The 23,882-nt window shown below is 43.3% G+C and carries 19 protein-coding genes; 9 read left to right on the top strand and 10 right to left on the bottom strand.

All coding sequences use genetic code 11. The annotated features are described in order from the left end of the window. The first annotated feature begins 213 nt into the window (after positions 1–213). Positions 214–1,227: a LacI family DNA-binding transcriptional regulator gene (locus IHV10_RS10165; RefSeq protein ID WP_197128746.1), complete on the top strand. Its 1,014-nt coding sequence runs from the start codon at positions 214–216 to the stop codon at positions 1,225–1,227. 264 nt (positions 1,228–1,491) lie between these two features. Here IHV10_RS10165 and manA read toward each other — a convergent pair whose 3' ends face one another. Further along, positions 1,492–2,451: a mannose-6-phosphate isomerase, class I gene (gene manA, locus IHV10_RS10160; protein WP_197129916.1), complete on the bottom strand. Its 960-nt coding sequence runs from the start codon at positions 2,449–2,451 to the stop codon at positions 1,492–1,494. 217 nt (positions 2,452–2,668) lie between these two features. On the opposite strand from manA, the gene pxpB reads away from it, so the two are divergent. From pxpB to IHV10_RS10140, 4 genes are read left to right on the top strand one after another with little or no spacing between them, the layout of a single operon-like run. Further along, positions 2,669–3,370: a 5-oxoprolinase subunit PxpB gene (gene pxpB / locus IHV10_RS10155; RefSeq protein ID WP_305069418.1), complete on the top strand. Its 702-nt coding sequence runs from the start codon at positions 2,669–2,671 to the stop codon at positions 3,368–3,370. Beyond that, positions 3,367–4,380 carry a biotin-dependent carboxyltransferase family protein gene (locus IHV10_RS10150; RefSeq protein WP_197128744.1) on the top strand — a complete coding sequence of 338 codons (1,014 nt, stop codon included), beginning with the start codon at positions 3,367–3,369 and terminating at the stop codon, positions 4,378–4,380. Before pxpB ends, IHV10_RS10150 begins: the two co-directional genes overlap by 4 nt. 15 nt (positions 4,381–4,395) lie before the next feature. Next, complete coding sequence (locus IHV10_RS10145; protein WP_197128741.1) at positions 4,396–5,586, top strand: NRAMP family divalent metal transporter; 1,191 nt, start codon at positions 4,396–4,398, stop codon at positions 5,584–5,586. A 27-nt stretch (positions 5,587–5,613) separates the two neighbouring features. Further along, positions 5,614–6,405 (top strand): putative hydro-lyase, encoded by a 792-nt coding sequence (locus IHV10_RS10140; RefSeq protein ID WP_197128739.1) that lies wholly within the window; start codon positions 5,614–5,616, stop codon positions 6,403–6,405. 346 nt (positions 6,406–6,751) lie between these two features. Here IHV10_RS10140 and IHV10_RS10135 read toward each other — a convergent pair whose 3' ends face one another. The 3 genes from IHV10_RS10135 to IHV10_RS10125 all read right to left on the bottom strand — a co-directional run bounded on the left by IHV10_RS10135 (position 6,752) and on the right by IHV10_RS10125 (position 9,597). After that, positions 6,752–7,561 (bottom strand): YihY/virulence factor BrkB family protein, encoded by an 810-nt coding sequence (locus IHV10_RS10135; protein WP_197128737.1) that lies wholly within the window; start codon positions 7,559–7,561, stop codon positions 6,752–6,754. Between the two features lie 425 nt (positions 7,562–7,986). Beyond that, complete coding sequence (locus IHV10_RS10130) at positions 7,987–9,279, bottom strand: hypothetical protein (RefSeq protein WP_197128736.1); 1,293 nt, start codon at positions 9,277–9,279, stop codon at positions 7,987–7,989. A gap of 126 nt (positions 9,280–9,405) precedes the next feature. Next, complete coding sequence (locus tag IHV10_RS10125) at positions 9,406–9,597, bottom strand: hypothetical protein (protein ID WP_197128734.1); 192 nt, start codon at positions 9,595–9,597, stop codon at positions 9,406–9,408. Positions 9,598–9,731: 134 nt separating this feature from the next. Between IHV10_RS10125 and IHV10_RS10120 the strand changes: the two genes are divergently transcribed. From IHV10_RS10120 to IHV10_RS10110, 3 genes are all read left to right on the top strand, one after another. Next, positions 9,732–11,135, top strand: a complete 1,404-nt coding sequence (locus tag IHV10_RS10120; RefSeq protein WP_197128732.1) for a DHA2 family efflux MFS transporter permease subunit — start codon at positions 9,732–9,734, stop codon at positions 11,133–11,135. 144 nt (positions 11,136–11,279) lie between these two features. Then, on the top strand, positions 11,280–11,732 hold the full coding sequence (locus IHV10_RS10115) for a hypothetical protein (protein ID WP_197128730.1): 453 nt from the start codon (positions 11,280–11,282) through the stop codon (positions 11,730–11,732). 456 nt (positions 11,733–12,188) lie between these two features. After that, positions 12,189–13,730 (top strand): PAS domain-containing sensor histidine kinase, encoded by a 1,542-nt coding sequence (locus IHV10_RS10110; RefSeq protein ID WP_197128728.1) that lies wholly within the window; start codon positions 12,189–12,191, stop codon positions 13,728–13,730. A 193-nt stretch (positions 13,731–13,923) separates the two neighbouring features. On the opposite strand, the gene IHV10_RS10105 is transcribed toward IHV10_RS10110, so the two are convergent. The 4 genes from IHV10_RS10105 to IHV10_RS10090 all read right to left on the bottom strand — a co-directional run bounded on the left by IHV10_RS10105 (position 13,924) and on the right by IHV10_RS10090 (position 18,523). Next, positions 13,924–15,297, bottom strand: coding sequence for a GntP family permease (locus IHV10_RS10105; protein ID WP_197128726.1), 1,374 nt, complete (start codon positions 15,295–15,297; stop codon positions 13,924–13,926). Positions 15,298–15,383: 86 nt separating this feature from the next. Then, positions 15,384–16,418: a 4-hydroxythreonine-4-phosphate dehydrogenase PdxA gene (gene pdxA / locus IHV10_RS10100; RefSeq protein WP_197128724.1), complete on the bottom strand. Its 1,035-nt coding sequence runs from the start codon at positions 16,416–16,418 to the stop codon at positions 15,384–15,386. A 30-nt stretch (positions 16,419–16,448) separates the two neighbouring features. Beyond that, positions 16,449–17,756, bottom strand: coding sequence for a four-carbon acid sugar kinase family protein (locus tag IHV10_RS10095; RefSeq protein ID WP_197128722.1), 1,308 nt, complete (start codon positions 17,754–17,756; stop codon positions 16,449–16,451). Further along, positions 17,753–18,523, bottom strand: a complete 771-nt coding sequence (locus tag IHV10_RS10090) for a DeoR/GlpR family DNA-binding transcription regulator (RefSeq protein ID WP_197128721.1) — start codon at positions 18,521–18,523, stop codon at positions 17,753–17,755. Before IHV10_RS10090 ends, IHV10_RS10095 begins: the two co-directional genes overlap by 4 nt. Before the next feature lie 497 nt (positions 18,524–19,020). Here IHV10_RS10090 and IHV10_RS10085 point away from each other — a divergent pair, with 497 nt between their 5' ends. Continuing rightward, entirely contained in the window at positions 19,021–20,151 is a 1,131-nt protein-coding gene (locus IHV10_RS10085; protein ID WP_197128720.1) for a fused response regulator/phosphatase, read from the top strand. A gap of 46 nt (positions 20,152–20,197) precedes the next feature. On the opposite strand, the gene IHV10_RS10080 is transcribed toward IHV10_RS10085, so the two are convergent. Further along, positions 20,198–21,052 carry a CheR family methyltransferase gene (locus tag IHV10_RS10080; protein WP_197128719.1) on the bottom strand — a complete coding sequence of 285 codons (855 nt, stop codon included), beginning with the start codon at positions 21,050–21,052 and terminating at the stop codon, positions 20,198–20,200. A gap of 13 nt (positions 21,053–21,065) precedes the next feature. Next, entirely contained in the window at positions 21,066–23,822 is a 2,757-nt protein-coding gene (locus IHV10_RS10075; RefSeq protein WP_197128718.1) for a CHASE3 domain-containing protein, read from the bottom strand. Positions 23,823–23,882: the final 60 nt, after the last annotated feature.

Here is a 23,882-nt window from a genome sequence, read left to right as displayed (position 1 = left end):
TTACAAAAATTTAAGTGAACAATTTGTAATGCAGTTTGTAACATTACGTAAGGCGATTATCACACTTGTTTGATGATCTGTCAAATTCTTTTTTCTGACGATTCACTCTTTTTATCTCTTTATAGATGAATCTCATTTACTTCTTTAAGAATTTCCAGTATATTTAATTTGTAACGTGACAAAATCTTTTCTTAAGGAAGGTTTGTTTAAGTAATGGCTAAAAAAGTATCGATGCAAGACATTGCAGATGCCTTAAATATTTCTAAAAACTCTGTGTCACAGGCTCTGTCTGGCAAAGCTGGTGTGAGTCCTGCCACCCGGAAGAAAATACAAAAAACAGCAAATGAATTGGGATATCGCTACAAGACGATGGCTTCTCGATCCGATTCTCATCAAACAGGCAACATCGGACTGATCGCATCTGATTTCGCGTTTTCCCTTCAAAGCTTTTTTGGAGAAATCTATTTAAGTGTAGAAAAAGAGGCAACGAACAGAGGGTTGAATGTTCTTATTCAATCTATTAGCAATGAGATGAGGGATAACCTTACTCTGCCTTCTTTTATTGAGAATAAACAAGTGGACGGCGTGCTCATCCTTTCTCACATTAGTACAGACTATATGAACAAAGTGATCTCTACCGGTATACCAACTGTAACGATTGATCACCACCATCCATTGATCCAAGCAGATGCAATACTAACGAACAATCGGTTCGCAGCATATACCGCTGTCAAACACCTCATTGACCTGGGGCATGAGAAAATCGCTTTTGTCGGTGATACTCGGTTCTCTCCAAGTTACCAAGAGCGACTCGAGGGTTATTTGTTGGCATTACAAGAACACAAAATGGCTGCGGATGACAATCTTATCTTCTCCTCTGTTGAAGAAGATGAAAAATCCGTCAAGGACTTGATTACAACGGTATCGACACCGCCAACGGCATGGTTCTGTGTGAATGACGGACTCGGATTCTTCGTACAGTCCTCTCTGCAACGAAATGGAATTCATGTTCCAGAGGAGGCGTCCGTATGCAGCTTCGATAACGGACAACTATCTCGGTTAGCGAACCCCAAGATTACAACAGTGGATATTGATCTGCAGTTGTATGGAAGAAAAGCAATCGAGCAACTTGTTTGGCGGATGGCTAATGAGGATGAACCAATCACAGAATTGTTGCTGCCGGCAAAACTGTTGAAGCGTGAATCTACTATGAAAGTAAACGATTAAGAGGTAGATCTAGCTGGAAATCGGCAGGGTCGTTAGTTTATGTGGGTTTTTACGGTACATGTTTTTATATTTGTTACACGTTAGCCGATAAAAGTCGAGATTCGACCGGTAAGATGTGTTTTTCCACCTGTGATGAGCTTCTGACCACCGCTAACTATACTATGACCAACTGAAAACGACACCTTTTCACCGAAAAGCTTCTCGCGACACCTCTATCAAACAAAAAACAACCGGAATTCCAACATTCCGGTTGCTTGTTCTTCTCTATAGAGTCGGATGTGACACGATGAACCGCGCATCACCGTTCATTCCGAAGCTTTTTATTGTGGAAGGGACGATAAAGTGGTCACCTTTACTAAAAGTAGACGTCGTTCCACCATCTACTTTCAGTTCCCCTTCACCATCTAGGACGCTTACGAGCAAATAAGATGGATTTTCGACTTCCCCAACAGCACCAGCTAAATTCCAATGATAAACGGTAAAGTAGCTCTCTTTCACCAGTTTTTTGATTCTCAAGTCCTCGTTACCTGACAACACTGGTTCGAAGTCAGCGTCTTCATGTGGAATCATCGCGACTTCAATCGATTTTTCAATATGCAGTTCGCGCAGATTGCCTTCATCATCACGACGATCGTAATCGTACACACGATACGTAACATCTGAGCTTTGCTGCGTTTCAAGAATCATCGTGCCTGCACCGATCGCGTGAATCGTTCCATTCGGTACATAGACGAAATCACCTGGTTTGATCGCCACTTTACGAAGCAGCTCGTCCCAACGGTTCTCGTTTACCATCTCTTCAAACTGAAGTTTAGAACCTGCGTGATGCCCATAAACAAGCTCTGCTCCTGGCTCACAGTCGATCACATACCAACATTCTGTTTTACCGAATGCCTCGCCTTCTACTTCGCGCGCATACGAATCGTCCGGATGTACTTGAACGGACAGGTCGGTCTTTGCGTCTAAAATTTTTACAAGCAACGGAAAGTCTTCACCTTCTTGGTCAGCAAAAAGTTCTCGATGCTTATCCCATACTGAATTCAGCGTCTCTCCTTTTAATGGTCCGTTCACGACTTCACTCGGCCCGTGCGAATGGGCGGAAATTCCCCAGCACTCACCTGTAGTTTCAGTCGGAATCTTATAACCGAACTCATCGCGAAGCTTCGTACCGCCCCAGATTCGGTCCTTGAATACAGGTTTTAGAAAAATAGGTTCATTATACACGCTTTTCACATCTCCCCACATGGGTATAGTCCCTCCCATTCTAAACGTTTGTTTAAAGATAAACCACCAGATACCATAAAAAAATCGGACTAGAAATTATTACTATCGGGAATCTAAGAATGTAGGTTTGATTTTGTCACATATTCCGATATACTAGACCTTTATAAATATACAAATATTCTGATTAATTTTACATAAAAAGACAGGAGATCTGACGATGAAATTTACCATTGAGCCACTTGGCGATAACAGCATGATCATTGAACTCGGACAAGATATGAGCCATGAGATCCAGCAAAAAGTCAAAAAAGTCTCCGCTTTCTTTGAAGAGCATAGCTTTGATTGGGTGATTGAAACCGTTCCTGGTTTTACGACGGTGGCTGTTTTTTATGATCCTTTGAAAATCAAGACAACGACACTTCCTTATGATGAAGTATGCGCATTTTTGGAACCGCTTTTAGAAAAGTTAGAGATTGATGGTGACGCTGACCCTCGTGTCGTCGAGATTCCCGTCTGTTACGGCGGTGAGTTTGGTCCTGACTTAGAGGAAGTCGCAAATCACAACGGACTCAGTGTTGACGAAGTGATTGATATCCATTCGAATGGTGAATACACGGTCTATATGATCGGTTTTGCCCCTGGCTTTCCGTATATCGGTGGCATGAGTGAAAAAATCGCAGCACCGAGACGAAGTAATCCGAGACTGAAGATCCCTGCCGGTTCTGTTGGAATCGCTGGCAAACAGACAGGCGTGTATCCGATCGAAACGCCTGGCGGATGGCAGCTCATCGGTAAAACGCCGGAAAAGCTTTTCACTCCTGACGGTGATACGCCTTCCCTGCTTCAAGCGGGTGATCAGATCAAGTTTGTACCGATCTCAGAAGAAGAGTTTCAAAGAATAGAGGAGGACGCGAGATGATTAAGATTACAAAGCCTGGCCTCCTAACGAGTGTTCAAGATCTTGGCCGTTACGGGTTTCAAAAATTTGGCGTGATCACGAGTGGTGTCATGGACACGACTGCTCATCGGATAGCAAATTCTTTAGTTGGAAATGCTGAGAATGAAGCAACATTAGAACTCACGCTGCTCGGACCTGATATGGAGTTTAAAGAAGATACGCTGATCTCAATCTGCGGGGGCAATCTTTCTCCTTCTATTGACGGAAAACCTGTGAAGTTATGGCGCTCGGTCCTTGTGACGGCTGGCAGCAAGTTGAAGTTCGGCGGCTGTAAAACGGGATGTCGTGCATATCTCGCTGTTGCAGGCGGTTTCGATGTGCCAGAAGTAATGAACAGCAAATCTACATATTTACGAGCTGGAATCGGCGGACATAACGGAAAAGCTCTACAGAATGATGATGAGCTTTCTATTGGCGAACTCAGTGAGCTTTCCGGAAAGATAACTAGAGTTTTAGCAGCACAGCTTGGAGAGAATAAATTCGTGGAGATGCAATGGACGATCTCTTCTGATTTTATCGCCTCTTCTGCTTCTAAACCGCAAGTCCGGGTAATGAAAGGAAGACAATACGACTGGTTCACAACAGAAAGCCAGATGAAGCTTTTTACCGAACACTTTGAAGTCACATCACAGTCTGATCGGATGGGTTATCGTTTAAAAGGACCTGAGCTCGCTCTCGAAGAGAAACAAGAGATGCTTTCTGAAGCTGTAAGCTTCGGGACAATTCAAGTTCCCTCTGAAGGCAATCCGATCGTACTGCTCGCTGACCGTCAAACTACCGGTGGATATCCAAAGATCGGACAGATCGCAACGGTTGATCTCTCAATCATGGCGCAGCTGAAGCCTGGCGACAAAGTTCAGTTCGTCGAAGTTTCACACGAAGTGGCCCAACAACTCTACTTAGATCGCGAAAGTAAACTGCATCAGTTAAAACAAGGAATCGCACTTAAAATACGACAAGAATCGAAGTAATTTAGGAGGTACGTTATGAAGAAAGAGTCAAAAGCTAGTATTCTGCTAGGAGCAGCATTCTTGATGGCGACATCTGCCATCGGGCCAGGGTTTTTAACACAGACCACACATTTCACGTCCATACTCGCAGCGAGTTTTGGTTTTGTTATTTTAACATCCATCATTATTGATATCGGCGCACAGATGAACGTTTGGCGGATTATCGCCGTATCTGAAAAAAGAGCACAAGATATCGCGAACGCTGTACTTCCGGGCTTAGGTGTATTCCTAGCTGTATTGATAGTAATTGGAGGACTTGCATTTAACATCGGAAATATAGCCGGTGCTGGTCTTGGTTTAAACGTATTGTTTGGCGTCTCCCCTACAATGGGAGCTGTACTCAGTGGTATCGTTGCTATCTTAGTATTCGTTGTTCGTGAAGCTGGAAAAGCGATGGACCGTTTCACACAAGTTGCTGGTTTCGTCATGATCGCATTGACTGTATATGTGATGTTCACAGCCCAGCCTCCTGTTGGAGAAGCGGTTGTAAAAACGTTCGCACCTGACACGATTGATATTTTAGCGATCGTTACGCTAGTCGGTGGAACAGTCGGTGGATATATCACATTTGCCGGAGCACACAGATTGCTTGATGCAGGGATTAAAGGGAAAGAAAGCCTAGGTGAAGTAACGAAAGGTTCGATCTCGGCAATCGGAATCGCGTCTATCATGCGTATTTTCCTATTCTTAGCGGCACTTGGAGTCGTGTCTCAAGGACTCGCGCTTGATCCAAAGAACCCGCCAGCTTCTGTATTCCAGTTAGCTGCTGGAAACATTGGTTACAAAATGTTCGGTGTCGTTATGTGGGCCGCTGCCATCACATCTGTTGTTGGTGCAGCATATACATCCGTTTCGTTTATCCGTACGTTGAATGCAACACTTGAAAAATACCACAAATGGATCATCATCGGATTTATCGCTGTTTCAACCATTGTCTTCGCGCTCGTTGGAAAACCCGTTGCGATTTTGATTCTAGTTGGTGCGTTAAACGGACTCATTTTACCAATTTCACTTGGTGTGATGCTTATTGCGGCATACAAACCTAAAATAGTTGGAGACTACAAACATCCGATGTGGATGACAGTCTTTGGCGTCGTGATCGTTCTGATGATGGCCGCAATGAGTGTTTACACGATGTACACAGAAGTTCCGAAACTTTTCGCATAAATACTACTATAAAAAGGGGAGCTTGTTATGAACGCACTAGACCGTTTAACTCCAGTTGAAGCTCGTGAACTGATACGCCGCGGTGAGTGGAGAAAGCCAACAAGTGGACTCGCAAACGGCTATACACAAGGAAATCTTGTGGTTTTGCCGAAAGATCTAGCTTTTGAGTTCCTCCTTTTCTGTCAGCGAAATCCAGAGCCTTGTCCGGTGCTTGATGTAACTGAGCCAGGTTCTGCTGTTCCTGCACTTGTTGCACCTGATGCCGATCTACGTGTGGACATACCGAAGTATAACGTCTATCGTCATGGCGAACTTGTTGAAGAGTGTACCGATATTACTTCGCTATGGAATGAAGACATGGTCGGCTTTCTGCTCGGTTGCAGCTTTACGTTCGAGCATGCGCTGATGAATAACGGCATTCCTGTTCGTCATATCGAGCGAGGATGCAACGTTCCGATGTTTAAAACAAACATAGAATGCGTGAAAGCTGGACGTTTCGAAGGTCCGATGGTCGTTAGCATGCGTCCGGTTCCTGAAAAAGATGTCGTTCGAGCTGTTCAGGTAACAAGCCGCTTCCCTTCTGTTCACGGAGCTCCGGTTCATATCGGAAATCCAGAAGCGATCGGTGTGTCTGATCTATATCAGCCAGACTTCGGTGATCCTGTTCAGATTCATGACGGTGAAGTTCCTGTGTTTTGGGCATGTGGGGTAACGCCTCAAGCCGTCGCGATGCATGTAAAACCTGAAATCATGATCACTCACGCTCCCGGACACATGTTCATTACTGATGTTCGTGATGAGAAGTATGGCGTTTTGTAGTTGAAATCGTTAAATGAGGAGAGAATCTACTTTTGTAGATTCTCTTTTCTTTTTTGGGAATGGTTTTTTAGGTGTGAGGATGACAATTTGGATACGAAAGTTGTTCTGAGCGGTGGTGACGATCTTTTTTATCGGTGAAAAGGAGTGATCATTGGTGCTCAGAGCAACGTCACCGGTGCATATGTTGCGCTTACCAGTGGAAACACCCTCATTAGCAGCGAACGTGTAACAAATATTAAAATGTGTACCGTAGATGGTCGAAATTGTCTGGGGTCTGACCCGGGGTCAGACCCCAGACAATTTAAAAACTGACCCTCATGCAAGGATCAGCTTTCATTACTTACATCTATTCACTTTCCGCTGGGTATACCACCGTATTCAGCAGTCCACCTAGGATAATGATCATCGCTGACAGGTAGAACCACAGCATCAGAACGACGAGACCTGCTACTTGCCCGTACAGCGCGGAATAGTTGCTTCCACTCACGTACGTAGCGAAGCCCATCGAAACGAGTTGCCAGCCTATCGTCGCCAGAAATGCACCCGGAAGTACTTTTTTAAATCCAAGCTTGATGCTCGGAGCAAAGGAATATAGCATGATGAAAAACAATAGCAGAAACACGGTTCCTATTCCCCACTGGATTATGATCCATAGCTTTTGAAAAGCAAGATTCGAAAAGATGCCTTCCAAATACACCCGCAGGATTTTCTCAAACAACGGAACAAATACAGAGAACAGAACAGCGATCATGAACCCAACCGTTAACAACAGACTTTCTAAGATCTGTTTTAGCATGTTCTCGTTATTTCGCACTTGGTACGCATCGTTCATGATACGCTTCATACTTTGAAAACCCATCGACGAAAGCCACAATGTGACGATCAAACTGAACGACAACAGATTTCCTTCTTGTCTCATAACGGTGTAGGATAATGTCTTATCAATTAAATTGTATGTGCTCTCTGGCGCATACGGCTGGACTAGCTCTAAAATATTTTCTTCTCTCAGTGGTAAATATGTCAGCAATGAATAGATAACAAGCAAAAATGGAAAGACCGACATTAAAAAATAATAGGCCATCTGTGCCGATAAATCGTACACCCTCAATTTGAGAAATCGGTCACCTAGTTGATTTAACACTTTAACGATATTCATGTTGCAACACCTCTTTAGTTAAAGCCAGTCCATAAGTACAGTAATATAATATATACGCTAAAAGTAGTCAAATCAGATCACTTTTTTGTAAAAAAAGTTTCAATTGTTGAATTTTTCGAGTGTTGGCTTGTTTAAGCGTGTTTCATTACATTTCTAAAACGAACCGAAAAATCATCTATGAGTCGTCACGAGACTTCTATGGGTCATCATAGCCTTTCTATGGGTCGTCATGAACATCCTATGAGTCTTGAAGCGGTTTCTATGAGTCAAACCAATATTGTATGGGTCGTCGTTCACACTCTATGGGTCTTCCACATGTTTCTATGAGTCATCATTCTTACCATCAACCCTGCCCCTCAAAGTCCCATCAAACCCAAAAAAAAATGCCCCTCATCAGTATGAGAGACATTCTTCCTCGACCTATTCTATTTCACCGCTCGAGCAGCAGCTTCCACGAGATCAACTGTTTGATCCACTGTATTGCGGCGGAATTCCTTAAACTCCTCCGTCATATATACGGATTTGTCCTCTGGGTAAAATTCTTGTGCTGCTATATGCAGATGTCCACCTGGAATATCGGTCGCACCAAGACCTAAGCGAACACGATTCGAGCGGTACATGCTTTCGTTAGACAGATAGCTTCCGCCTCCACCCTCTTTCGCTTTAGAGCCCGGTGTTGGTCCATCTTCATTACAAACTGCTGGGTCTTCAAAGTTTGGCGGCAGCCATTCACATACTTTATCATTTCGGAAAACCGGCCACGGTCCCGTTTCAGCCCCAATCATCTCTTCATATGGAAGGGTGGTTTCAATAAACTCTGGAAGCGGCTTTGGCATCGGCCAATGAGCTACAGGTGGTGTGACTTCCGCTCGTTCTTCGAGCTTGTTGTCAGCCCCCGTATGATAGCGTCCGGCATATCCTTCGATCGCCATCTTACGCGGTCCGCCTTGACTGATGGTCATGATTAAGTCCACTTGTTTCGAGCCTTGCTTCAAAAATGGACCGAACGTGTTCTCAACGATTCCATCTTCAAAGTCATCCCATCGAACAGGGAAATTCGCCGCTTGTATCAAGGCTAGCCCATCACCTGTCCACACCCATCGTCCGTCGAGCTGCAGACCGCTTGCACCTGAAGGGTTGGTTCGTCTAAATTCTTGTTCAAGGCGGTACGGATCGAATCCACTCACAAGGATCCGCTTCACTTTTTTGCTTTTCGGATAATCGATCGTCGTAATGCCTCTTGATGTGTATTCTAACGATTTCATCAGCTTATCGCGTTGTTCTTTCGTCACGTTAAACGCAGGATCCCATTGTCTGAGAGCACTTGTCATATGTAATCTTGCCCAGTATAGTGGTCGATCATCATACGAATCGAGCTCGCCTAAATCTGGTCTTTTTCCTTGAGCGCGGTCAACGGCTGTTTTCCATAATGCCGTTCCATGCTTCTGTATCACTTTTTCAGCTTTTTCTGGACTTCTTGCTGAACAGAGGTCTTTTTTAAAACGCTCCACGTATGAGGTAAATTCACTTTCTCTTAATATTTGTTGCGGAATCGGTCGGCCATCCTCAATTCTCTCTTCTTCTGCTGTTAACGCTACATTTGAATCAAAGCAGCTTGTCTGATTCTTGGCTTCTGCTGTTTCACCATTTTCAAAAATAACGACTCCGAGCAACAAAGCGCATGTCATTCCTATACTTCTTCCAAATGATATCTTCACAAAAACCCTCCTTTTGTTCCTTATTGTAGAATAACGACAAAATCATTTGAATAGTATGAATTGTTTAATCCTGTATCATTTCGTCGAAAACAGCCATCCTACTACCCAGGAATAAATGAGTGTTTTTTATCTCCGGCTTACATTTATCACGATGATCAGCAAAATAAAAGCGATTCTGATCAAACGATCTTTCGCTACTATTTTAAGCAGACCCACAGAAACGATACCTAAAAGAGGTCGATCTTCTAATAATAGAATGGTAATCATATCGACGATCAACAGGACTTCATCCAGCGCGGCTAACTGCTCTTCTTCCATATCACTCACCCGCTTTTTGATTAGTGTATGTCATGAGGAAGAAGATGCTTTTCATGAAAGCAACTTTATATCAATTCCGTTTAAAATCCTGTAAGCTGTACACATCATGACATGTTAGATGGGAATGAACGATTATGGAAACCTCACAAAATTATAAACAATCGACGATCGTTGCCTTGCTGCTGGCTGGTACGTTTATTGCGATATTAAACCAAACACTCATGATCACTGCGATTCCGCCGATCATGAAAGAAATGAACATTACGGCGAACAGCGCTCAATGGCTGACAACCGTATTCATGCTCGTCAACGGGATCATGATTCCCGTTAGTGCGTTTCTGCTCGAACGGTTCACAACGCGGCAGCTTTTCATTTCAGCGATGAGTGTCTTCGCTGTTGGAACACTCGTTGCAGGACTGGCGCCAAATTTTGAGACACTCTTACTCGGAAGGGTCATCCAATCGAGTGGTGCTGGGGTGATGCTGCCTCTTATGCAGACGGTGTTTCTTATGATTTTCCCTGTGAATAAGCGCGGATCAGCGATGGGATTGGTCGGGCTCGTGATTTCATTCGCACCTGCTATCGGTCCTGCTCTTTCAGGCTGGGTAACATCACATTACTCTTGGCGGGTACTCTTTTTCATCATCTTACCGATCGCCATCATTGATATTATCGTAGCCTTTTTTGCTTTAAAAAATGTTACGGAAACTTCAAAAACAAAGGTAGATGTAACATCGATCATTCTGTCATCGTTCGGTTTTGGAGGGTTGCTGTACGGATTTACGTGCGCAGGTAATTTAGGATGGACCGCGCCAAGCACCCTGCTTTGGCTCGCGATCGGTGTCGTGGCTCTTGTTTTATTCATCACAAGACAACTGCGTTTAGCACACCCGATGCTCGAGTTCAGAGTGTTCGCAAACTCCATCTTCCCGCTTACGATCATCATCGGAATGATCACATTCTTAGGGCTGATTGGAGCGGAGACGATCATACCGCTATTCATGCAGAACATGAGAGACTTTACAGCGTTTGAAGCAGGTCTTGCACTCTTACCAGGTGCACTCATCACGGGGCTTTTGTCACCGATCACAGGAAGGCTGTTCGATAAGTTTGGTGCGCGGTGGCTGGCGATCATCGGATTAACGATCATAACAGGATCATCATTCGCGTTCGCCACTTTAAGTCCCGCTACATCTTTTACATTCTTAACCGTGATGTACGGCATACGGATGTTTGGCCTTGCGATGGTTATGATGCCTGTTGCAACTGCTGGACTCAACCGGCTTCCGAAGCGATTGATCCCGCACGGAGCTGCAATGGATAACACGATGAAGATGATCGCTGCATCAGTCGGTACTGCGATTTTAGTGACAGTCATGACCACAACTGCCGAAACCGCGGCAGAGCGCCCTGACATTACACATCCCGATATGTATGGCGCGAACATGGCCTTTATCGTCGTATCTGTATTATCTTTGATCGGTTTAGTGATCTCCTTCTTTATAAAAGAAAAACAACCAGAAACTGAGGGTAGCTGATTATTCAGCTGCCCTCTTTGTAAATTTGGTCTATAATAGCTCGATTGTTCGTGACAAGCCTATCTGATTACGTAATACTAAAGGTAAAGCTTTATTTTCTTAACATTTCAATACATATATCTTTTAAATTAGGGGGTTACCATCTTGAATCAGCTCCAACATACGTTAGCCAAAACACTCATCGATGATTCACCGACACTGGCTGAGCAAATACTCACACTACGGTTTAAGAAATATCCGATAAAAGATAAACAGCTCTTTGATCGTCAATCATCAACCGATTACATTATGAAATTAGTCCAGCTCATCGGCAGCTCGCTCGTGCTGTCGCCGTCTGCAAGAGAGGATGGTTTAAAAGTTTGGGCGATTCAAACTGCTCGCTATGCCCTTGAATACGGACAATCGTTAGATGTTGCCATGCAATCCACCATCTTTATTCGCAGTGAGATTCTTCATGTGATTGAACGCCTAGCAGAACAAGAAGAAACAAGCGTAAAAGAAGTGATATTTATCATTCAAGAGATAAATCAGATGCTCGATCTATGCTTTCAAGTGTTTACCGAAACCTACATGGAGAGTATCTTAGAAGCGATGTAATGAGCGACACTTGATCACAGTAGATCTAGTGTCTTTTTTTGTTTACCCTCATTATTTATCATAAATTCTTAGTTTCTTATATGAAAGATTGTTGCTTTTTGACACCATTTGAAAAGTTGATTGCAGTGTAAGGTGCGTGCCTACCACTTGAGAACCTTCTAAGTAAGGCATGCGACGAGGAAAAGCACCCCAGTAGCATTTACTTGTAGACGCAGGAGCAAGGAACTTTCTTAAACCAATCAGGTGAGACACCTAAGGGCACAGAGCGCCGTGTTGGCTCACCGCACTCCCCCCGGAAAGTGAGCACCTGAAACAGAAATCAACTCCCCACAAGGACAACCAAAGCATTACTAAGAAAAGTTTTATCATTCCTTTTCTTCCAATAGAAGGGATGTTTGTCGAAATGTCGAAGGTTTCAACAGATACATTCGGAAACTGTTCGAGGAGGCAAACCCCATGGAAGGTTGTAGGAAGCTAGGAACGAAAATAAAAGAAAACAGCAAACAACTTGTAGACACACTAACGCCGATCGAGAACTTAGGAACTGATTTTTCGATCTACAAAACCAAAGTATCTCACTGGATGGAAATTCTTTTTCAATACTTAGGTGAAGGCTTATCGGAAAATGTTCAAACCGCTGAAGAAAAGATCAAAAAATGGGCTGACTCATTCGGCCAACGCTCATCCGAGTTGGAAATTCCGCTCGATCACGCCCTTCATTTTATCTTCGAGTCCCGTGTTATCATCTCACAGTTGTTAAAGGAAGAATTTGGAACACGAAGCACTAACGTTAATGGTGCTATTACTGCATCCAATCGCCTGAACCTTTTGATCGATACTGCTGCTCGTTCAATCGTTACACACTATACAAAATTCATGCATAACACGAAAAAAGCTCTTCAACATACAAATCGAGATTTAGATATCTCCATCCTAGAGTTAAACAACATTCGAACGGCTCTCTTTGAAGGAACGATCTTCTCCGTTACAGACAAAGACGATCGCATCATTCAAGTGAACGATCACTTTTGTGAGTTAACGCAATATACCCGCGAAGAATTGATCGGACAGGATCACGGCAAGATTTTCTATTCAGGCGTTCATTCAGATAGCTTCATTCATCATATTAAACAAGAGATCAAAGCAGGACGCGTATGGAACGGTGAGATCTGCAACAAAGCGAAAGACGGCTCGCTCTATTGGGTGGATACGACGATCGTTCCATTTCTAGATCCAGAAGGTGTGGCTTATCAGCACATCTCAATCCAATACGATGTGACAGAGAAAAAGAAAACAGAGGAGATTCTATTGAAGTCTGAAAAGGTTTCGTTAATCGGCGATTTAGCCGCAGGAATTGCACATGAGATCCGCAATCCACTTACATCGATCGCAGGGCTCGTTCAGCTCATTAACGAATCCGATCAGGAGAAGAATACCTTCTTTAAAGACATTATTCTGACGGAGATCAATCGCATCAATTTTATCGTGAGTGAACTAATGGTCCTAGCAAAACCCCATGCTGTCTATTTCAGCTGGTTCAATATCGTTGAAAGCATCCAGAACGTCATCGATCTCATGCAGCCTGAAGCGAATTTACGCAACGTCATTATTTCATTTGAAAAAGAAAAAGACATGCCTCTCGTCTACGGTGAAAAGAACCAGCTGACACAAGTGATCATCAACATGATAAAAAACGCGATGGAAGCCCTGCCTGACGGTGGTAAGATCTCACTCTCTGCTGCTCCTGTTGAAGGCCACGTCGTTCTTACGGTCAAAGATAACGGAGTCGGCATGATAGATGAGCAACAAAAAAGAATCGGCGAGCCGTTCTACACGACAAAATGCAACGGAACGGGCCTCGGGCTGATGGTCTGTTTTAAAATCATTCACAACCATGGAGGAACGATTCTGGTAGACAGCAAACGGAACGAAGGCACCTCATTTCGGATCACATTGCCAGTTCATGCGACATCAGCCGTTGATCCTGTTCATAAATAATGCTCGATAGAGAAGAATCTACTTGATGTAGGTTCTTTTTTGGTTGGATTAAGATGGCATGGGAGGAGTTAGCTGTGGTCATGAGCTGCTTAGCGGTCGTCACAGCTTGATTACAAGCTGTAAAAGACCCCCTTCACATACAAAAGAGCCTCACCACGATTTCAACATGATGAGACTCTTTTTAAACATCTGTTTAAAAAACCAGATTCGCGACTAACAGTGACACTAATCCTACGAACCAACAGATCGTCGTCGGTACAGACCAGACCATAATCTGTTCTTTTACCTCTTTAATGCCTAACATCCGGTTAACTACCCAGAACAAGCTGTCGTTAAAGTACGAGAAGATCATCGAACCCATCGCTGCAGCTTGAGCCGCGAGTGCCATGTTCACATCTAGCTGAGAAAGGATCGGTGCTGAAATAGATGCTGCAGTTATCATCGCTACTGTTCCACTTCCTTGAACAAGGCGAACAATCGTTGCGACGAAGAACGGAATCAAGATTGCAGGAAGTGGAAGGTCTGCAATTTTTTCAGCAATAAAGTTCCCCGCTCCACTCTCACGAAGGACATTACCAAGCGCTCCACCTGCACCTGTTACTAACAAGATGATACCGGCTGTCTGTATTCCCTCTTCCATGCGGTCAAGTGATTCAGAGCGACTTAAGTTACCGGCTAAAGCGTAGATCGCTACAATGAGTCCGATACTTACGGCAATAATTGGCTTTCCTAAGAAAATCAGGATTCCGTAAAAACCAGATGTAAGTTCAAGTGCAGTTAATGTCGTGTTTAAAAAGATTAGTAGAATCGGCAGAACGATCGGTAAAAGTGAGCGTCCTAAAGAGGGTAGAGCATCCTCTCGCGCACTAGCTAGCTCGATAAACTCTTGATAAGCTGCTTGTTTAGTAGGTCGTGTGAAACCAAGCTCGGAATCATCTGGCACTTGATAGATTCGTTTACCTATCCATTTGGCGTAAAGAACACCCGCGACCATAGTCGGAATGGCAAAAAGAAGGCCAAGCCCAATCATAAGTCCGATATCTACTCCAAAGATTCCAGCTACACCTAAAGGACCAGGCGTTGGCGGTACTAAAGAGTGGGTGATCACAAGACCCACTGCTAAAGCAACACCTAATGACACGACCGACTTCCCCGTTTTCTTAGATAGAGCTTTTACGAGTGGATTTAAAATAACAAACGCTGAGTCAACAAAAATCGGAATGGAAACCACATAACCCGCAATCGCCATCGCCCATTCTTCTTTTTTCCTGCCGACTGCTTTTATCAGTGAATATGCCAGTGTTTCAGCCGCTCCGGACACTTCGAGAATCCGTCCGATCATCACACCGAGTCCGATAACGATCCCGATAGAGGCAAGCGTACTACCGAACCCAGCCGAGATGGTATCAGCGACTTTACCAGGTTCCATACCTCCGACAAGACCGGCAATTGATGCCGCGATGATCAGAGCTAGAAAAGCGTGAATCTTTGTTTTTAAAACGAGAAAAATTAATGCAATAACCCCAAGAACTAAACCAGCTACCATTTGTGCTCCTGATACTTCCATTTCATTAACCCCTTTTATGTAAGCGCTTTTATTTTATTGAAAGAATAGTGAAGGGCAATAGTACCCTTCACTTTCATGTAACTATCTTAAAGACTGTTCGCAGTAAACTTCGGCGCATATTGAGCAGCAAGTTTGATACACTCTTCCATACTCGTGCTCTCTGCAATGTTCTTACCTGCAATATCAAACGCTGTTCCGTGGTCTACCGAAGTTCTTAAGAACGGAAGTCCGTTCGTGATAGAAATGGTTCTATGAAAATCCGTCATTTTTGCTGCGATATGTCCTTGATCATGATATAGGGACAACACTGCATCATATTTTCCGTTAAGTGCTTGGAAGAATACAGAGTCTGCTGGAACCGGACCTACTGCGTTAATTCCATCTGCGACAGCTAGCTCAATACCCGGTTTGATCTGCTCGACTTCTTCCCAGCCAAACAATCCGCCTTCGCCGCTATGCGGGTTCAGTCCAGCAACAGCCCACCGTCTGTTTTCAACACCTAGACGAGCGAGCGCTCGATCACATCGTCCTAAATAATCATGCACACGTTCTTTCGTCATAGCTGCAATTGCATCTTTTAATGAAAGATGGCGTGTTAAGAAGAAAATTCTCATCCCTTTTACTTCAAACATCGTTAGAGGATCATCTGAACCTGCGAGTGCTTCAAGCATCTCGGTATGTCCGATATATGGAACATTTGCGGCTTTTAACGATTCTTTGTTGATTGGCGTTGTTGCCAGCGCTTTAACCTCACCTGCTGTAGCAAGCTCTACTGCTTTTTTGATGTATTCAAACGCTCCATGTCCGCCTTGAGCAGAAACTTCGCCATACTGGAGCTTATTCATATCAATATTGTTTAAGTTGATTACATCAACTGTTCCTAGTTCGTACTTTCCTTCTGCTGGTGATGTTACTTCATTAATCGTAAGGTCTGCACCTACGATCTCAATCGCTTTTTCAAGTACTGCAGCATCTCCGATCACGAGCGGTTTACAAACATCATAGATCTCTTTTTTTGCAAGAGACTTCATTGTTATTTCTGGTCCTATACCTGCCGGATCACCCATTGGAACCGCAATAATCGCTTTTTCTGTTGTTGTCGTTTTTGTTGTCGTTGTCATGTTTCTTCCTCCTTAAGTTGTTTTATAGATTTATTGAACTTGCTTTGTAGACGTTTGGTTTGCTAAAAGGTGCTTTACAATCGTGTGAATCGCTTTTTTGTCACCAACCATGCCGCCTTTTGTTGCGAGCGGTATACCATCAAAGTAACCTCCGATGAATTCACCGTATGCGACGAGAGGTAGCACTTCGTTTTTTAGCTTGATGCCTTCTGCTCTTCCGACGGAACAGAGTGAAGCCGTAACATCTCCTCCACTGGAAAAACAGCCGCCGATCTCATAATGCGTTGACTGAATGACAATTCGCGTAATCTTCCCTAACCCATCTGCAATTCTTTTTGCGAGTTGATCCTGACTCACATCTTGCTCTTCGGCCAATCGTTTTAGTTCTAACCGTTTTGCCTCTGGTGAATTAGTCGTGATGATCAGGATGTCTTGGTGAAGGATAGCTTCCAAGGCAGCCGTCACAGCTCTTTGAACTTCTGTTTCCCAGCTCTCTGATAGACTTGCTAATTTCTCAGCATCCACGTAGACGGGTTTCGCATCCGTTTTATCGATCAAATACGTTAGTTGCTCACCACTTAAAGACGTAACACTTCCGACGGTGACGAGAATCTTTTTACTTTGTGTATGGAGAGATGTGTAAGCCTTTGCATAATAAGCCGTTAATGGTCCAGGATCTACAGGTATGAGTTGATAATCCTCAATCAATGCCATCGCATGTGCAATATCTTCAATCTCTTCATCTGTTACCGCATCCATCACAAGAATGCGATTGCCCTCGTCTATTTTACGCTTTAACGCCTGCAGAATCGTTTTCTTTCCTTGTAAAACAGTCTCGAGCCCGATGTGTGTTACAAGATACTCACTCTGTTTACTTATAATAGAAGGAACGTACGATTCAGTAAGAGGCATGACCGGATCTTTGGCCACATCCGTCGCTTGAACAGGTACACCATCGACGAGTAAGTAACCCCCAGATGTAATTCGGGATGAATCTGGAAACGATGCAACGACAACCGCAATCGACCGTTCGCCAAGTTCATTTAAGACCATGTCGATCTCTGTTCCGATGTTTCCTCTTACGGTACTGTCGATTCGTTTACAGATAACATCTGCACCCCAACGCTGAAGGTTGTTCATGGACTTTTTAATCCGCATCTCGGACACATCTTTTCGTGCATACCTGCTATCCGTATCGATACAAACGGCGTTATAACTTCCTGAAGCTGGTTCTTGATCGTAATACACCATTGTTGCCGCTTCAAAACCTTGCTTGATCAGTTTTACCCCTGTCGCATTGGCACCTGTTAGATCATCTGCGATAACGCCGACTTTCATCCCTTTTCACCACCTTCAACGGTTACGACTTCTAAATATTCATTCAGCATTTTTTCCGTTTCATCTAAAATGTGCAGATCTGTAATCAATCCGTGTATCTGATTTAAGTCACAAACCTTTGTTAGTGATTTTTGATCAAACTTACTAGAGTCAGCCACGAGCCATGTTTTTTCTGATGCTTCAATCATCAGCTTTTTGATCGCAGCCTTCTCATAAGTCGGTGCTGTAACACCCGCTCGGCTGTGGATCGCATGAGCTCCTAAGAAAAAGAGATCTACGTGAATCCCTTTTAACATCTGCTCTGTTAATGGACCGAACAATGTTCCAATCGTATTTTGAAGTTCGCCGCCAGTAACGATTACTTTCACATCCGTATCTAGAAGCTCAGCTGCAATTTTTATATCATTTGTAACAACTGTGATCGTCGTTTTCTCTTTTAACAATTTTGCAATCTCTAACGTTGTCGTTCCTGAATCTAAAAGAATAGTAGAGTGATCCTGTATGAATTGTACAGCTCTCTCGGCGATTGCTCTCTTCCGATCGTTGAACTTTCCTTCTTTTGTTCGGAAAGATGATTCCACGACTAACGGCTTGTTAAGTATCGCTCCGCCATGCGTTCTAATAATCTGTTCCGTTTCTTCGAGAAAAGCAAGATCACGGCGGATTGTCATCGCCGAAACATTTAATTCGTTTACTAAGTCCTCAATCTCAATTTTTCCGTTCTCATTTAATTGTTGAAGAATTTGCTCTCTACGCTCTTTAGGCATTGTTTTCATCACCTTTGTTATTTTCGAACATCTTATATGTATTATAATGTTATAAACGAACAATAATGTCAACTAAAATGTTTAAAATGAACATACGGTTGAGCATTGTGTATTTTCCATAGATGATGTTATTGTGGCGATAAGTGTCGAAAATCGTTTAAATTATTTTATACGTGAAATTATTGTGGTTATCCGTGAAATTAATACGCTTATCCGTGAATATAATTTGGATTACCGTGGATATATTTCAAACAGTCTATCTGTTGTGCACAAATCGCAACAATGTCCTTATCCTGTACACAGTCTATTACGTAACACCCCCCTCTTCTGCCATAACTAGCATAATCACTCCTAATAACTGTTCCACCACCACTATCCCACTCTAAATAATCTAAAAAATAGTCCCTTTCTGTATTTACTTGTATACTAGAGTTATAGAAATGAATGATCTTAGAAGAACACACAATAAATGGTACATATAAGGGGAAGAAGTTTGAATGTCCATTCTGATCGTTGATGATAATACGGTAAATTTATTTGTAATAGAGAAAATATTGAAGAATGCAGGATACGAAGACTGTACCTCACTCTCATCGGCTCAACAGCTTTTCGATCACCTCGAAGAAAATGAAAAAGAGCTGAACAAAAAGTCGATCGACTTGATTCTCCTTGATATCATGATGCCGGAGATTGACGGGATCGAGGCTTGTCAGCGCGTACAGAAAGACGAGCGCTTCAAAGACATTCCGATCATCTTTATCACGGCGCTTGAAGACTCTACGAAGTTAGCAGAAGCGCTGGACTGCGGCGGTATGGATTATGTGACGAAGCCGATTAATAAAGTAGAACTGCTTGCTAGAATCCGAGTCGCACTTCGATTAAAATACGAAAAAGACTGGCATGCTGAACAAGAACAAAAGATTCAAAATGAGCTCGATCTTGCGATGCAAGTTCAAAAAGGCTTGTTGAACCCGCCGATCAAAGAAGACAACATTACGATTAACGTGTCTCACCTGCCTTCCTTTAAGCTCGCGGGCGATATGTATTATTGGCATAAGTTCGATGACCATCGTTATGGCATCATCTTGCTTGATATGATGGGGCACGGAATTTCCTCTTCTCTTGTCTGCATGTTCATCTCTTCTGTTATGCGGGATAGCATTAAAGAACTTAAAGATCCGGAGCTCGTGATCAAAGAATTGAACCGTTACATGGCGCTTCTGCATAACCCGAAAAATGACTACAACTACTATTTCACAGGCATCTATCTTTTGATCGATACGGAGAAAAAGACGGTCGAATACGTGAATGCCGGGCATCCAGAAGGCTATGTGCTCGTTGATAATTCGCTTCAATCCATTGAACGCAGCTGTTTTGCTGTCGGTTTCTTTGAGCAGATCGAGGTGAAGAAGTCTGTGATTAATTATGAAGATAACATTCAGATGCTGCTATTCACGGATGGTGTGCTAGAAGCTGGTGACAACGAAGAATTGATGCTAGAGAAGCTGAAGTACGTGGCTTCGGAAAAATGGAGCAACATCAGATCACCGATTCACCTAGTTATTCCAGAAGAACAGCAAAAAGGTCAGAGCGATGATATGTGTATCATGATGATTCAAGCCAAATAAAAAAAGCAGGATTGAAGAGGTTTTCACACCTCTTTTCATCCTGCTTTTATTTTTTTTTATAAATTTTCACCTGTTCGGCAAAATCCACGTACTTATCCGCACAGTCCGCAAATTGAATGGATTCTTTATCACCAAGTCCAAGGAAACCATTCGGGCTGAGGCTATCGTAAAACAGCTCATGCACTTGATTTTGCAGAGCAGCCGTAAAGTAGATCAAGACATTTCGGCAAAGAATAACGTGAAATTCATTGAACGAATGATCTGTCACAAGATTATGCTGCAGAAAACTGATCTGCTTTAACAACGAAGGTTTTAAATAAGCAAAGTGGCCGTCTGTCGTATAGTACTCAGAAAATGCTTGAGTCCCTCCAGCCGCCATATAGTTCTTCGTGTACGTCCTCATCTTGCTCAGCGGCAGAATACCTGTACGCGCTTTGTTCAGCACTGGTTCGTTCATGTCTGTCGCATAAAATTTCGTCTTATGACTTAAGCCTTCTTCTTCCATCAAAATAGCCATTGAATATACTTCTTCACCCGTGGCACATCCTGCATGCCAAATACGGATCTCTGGTAGATCTCTCAACTCGGGAATCACCTTTTGGCGAAATGCACGAAAGAACTCCGGGTTACGAAACATCTCCGTAACGTTAATCGAAAAGTCATTGAGCAGCGTCGTCATGAAAGCTGGTTCATGCAGAACTTTTTCCAGCACGCCCGTAATCGTTGGAATCTGTTCGAGCTGCATGCGGTTGTGGACACGTCTATGGATGGAGGACCGCATATACTGGCGAAAATCAAATCCAGATACGCGGTACAATCCTTCTAACAACAGATCCATCTCGAGTGTTTCCGTTATGCTATTTTCCTGGTTGTCATCGTTGTTCCATAAGAAATCATTCATCAGTGGTCGATCCTCACTTTGTCATCCAAACGTGCATTACAGAAAAGAGCTGTTCGAGCTTCAGCGGTTTGCTGATATAATCAGACGCCCCTGCTTCAAGACACTTTTCACGGTCGTTCTTCATCGCTTTTGCCGTTAACGCAATGATTGGCAAGTCCTTGTGGTCACCTGTTCCGCGAATGCGCTGCATCGTTTCATAGCCGTCCATCTCTGGCATCATGATATCCATCAAAATCAGATCTATATTCTTCTTCGCATCAAGAACGTCCAGACACTCCATGCCGTTATTTGCGATTAGAATGTTCATTCCTTTTTGTTCTAGAGCTGTTTTTAACGCAAAGATATTTCGGTTATCGTCATCTGTGATCAACACCGTTTTACCATAAAATACGTTCTCTTCATCAACAGAGATCGATGGTTGTTCTGCTTCAGGTTCTGCAGGTACAATTTTAGCTGTTATTGGTGCTTCTGCCACAGCTACCGGGTTGCTGGATTGTTCAAGTGCAGTCGCCACTTCAGCTGATGCTCCAAGGAACGTTTGAACAGAAACTTTTTCATCAGAGATACTTGGAATAAGAAGTTTAAAGGTACTTCCTTTTCCTTCTTCACTTTGCAGCTGCAGTCTTCCGCCTAAAAGCTTCGCAAACTCACTGCTGATCGATAACCCAAGACCTGTGCCGCCAAATTTGCGAATCGTTGCTCCATCCCCTTGCTGGAAAGCTTGGAAAATGAGTGCGTGTTTCTCTTTCGGTATGCCGATTCCCGTATCCTTGATCGCCACTTCTAACCAATAATCAACACCGTTGTAGATCACATCTGTCTGAACCCTTTTCACGCTAACAGATACTGATCCTTTTTCCGTAAACTTAAACGCGTTGGATAGCAGGTTCTTGACGATCTGCTGAAAACGTTTTTCGTCTGTCTGCAGAAGTGGTGGGACGTCAGGAGCCATGTTGATCGTAAAGTTAAGATTCTTTTGATCCGCGATATGCGTAAAGTTTCTCTCCAGGTTAGCCGGGAACTCACTGAGGTTCACCTCACTAAGCATGATCTCCAGTTTACCTGCTTCTACCTTCGAAAGATCTAGAATATCATTGATCAGATTCAGAAGATCTTGTCCGGATGAATGGATGACTCGTGCGAACTCTAACTCTTCGTCCGAAAGTGACTGGTTTCCATTTTCAGCAAGCATCTCGGAAAGAATCAAGATACTGTTAAGCGGGGTTCTCAGTTCATGAGACATGTTCGCCAAAAACTCTGATTTGTATTTAGATCCTGTTTCTAACTGCTTCGCCTTATCTTCAAGGTCCTTTTTCGCGATTTCAAGTGCCTTCGATTTTTCCTCAGCATCTTGTGATCGAGATTCAAGCTGTTCGTTTATCATCTGCAGTTCTTCCGATTGCATCTGCAATTCTTCAGATTGCGTTTGAAGCTCTTCAGATTGCGCCTGCAGTTCTTCTGTCATCGCTTGTGATTCAGATAGAAGTCTTGCAATCTCCATTCGGTCGATCACTCGGTTGATCGTGAGTCCGAATGTTTCAAGCACTTTTTCAATAAATGCAATGTGCTGGTTGCTGTAAGTCGTTAGGCTCGCTAGCTCGATTACGGCTACAATTTCATCTTCGTGCACGATCGGCGCAATCAAGATGCTGTTCGGTTTTGTTTCACCAAGTCCAGAAGAAATGAGCGTATAGTTTCCATCAATCTTTTCAATCACTTGAACTCGTTTTTCGAGTGCACATTGGCCGATGAGACCTTGTCCTAACTTAAAGCTAGCTCGTCCTACATCAGCATCCGTGTCCGCGAATGCTCCTTTTTTAACAAAGCGAACGTTCTCGTCTTTACCTTCTTTAATATAAAAGGCACCGTACGACGATTCCGTGATCTGTGCTGTAGCAGAAAGGAAGATCTCCGCTAGCGTTTCAAGCGATGAAACGCCTTGGTTCCTACTCACAACATCCGTGACACTTCGTTGTAGCCAGTCGCGTTCTTCAAAAGAGTTCAACAGTTCATTCGTTGCTTCTCCTAAATCTCGGATCTCATCGTTCGATTTCACATGAATACGGCTGCTCAAGTTTCCGCCTGACGTCATGGCACGAATCGTCTCGACTACTGCTTTGATCGTCTTAATGATCGAACCAGAAATAATATAAGCAAGCGTAATGGATGCGATCACAACGAATCCTAGCAAACTAAAAAGACCGATCTCTAAGTATCGATTCTGGTCGTTCAGATCATCCGCGCGTTGTTCAGTAAGTACTTTTTCTTTTGTTCGAAAAGAATCGAATTGCTGAAGCACTTGTGCTGTCTTTTCTTTCCCTGGATCTAGTCTGAAGAATTCCGTGATACCCGCCGTATCGTTCTGCTGCTTCATTTTAATAGGCGGATCTCCCGCAACTGCGATCCATTCTTTAATGTTTTCGTTAATCATTGCAGCGTTTTTTTGCTGATTCGGATTATCAGAGAGAAGTTCGTTCAGCGTGTTGAAGTCCTTCGTCCATTTTGAACGAGCTTCATCATAAGACTGAAGATAGCTCTCATCTCCTGTAATCAGATAACCCCTTTTGTTCGTCTCCATTGTTAGCAAATCTTTTTCAATCTGACTCGTAAGGTCCCTGACCGCAATATCATGCTGGATGATAAAGTTCCTCTCACTCTTCATGTTATCCAGCTGGTTGGTCACCGCAAGAATAGCAGCAATTAAACAGACAATGATGACAATGTAGCCAGTAATGATTTTCTGGCGAATACCGAATCTAAAATTATTCATCCCCTATATTCCTGCCTTTTTACAAAAAATGTTTTTATGCCTAATTATACTGTTATTTGT

This window comes from Fictibacillus sp. 5RED26 (assembly GCF_015903895.1).
Classification (GTDB): domain Bacteria; phylum Bacillota; class Bacilli; order Bacillales; family Fictibacillaceae; genus Fictibacillus; species Fictibacillus phosphorivorans.
This window is presented reverse-complemented; position numbering and strand designations above follow the sequence as displayed.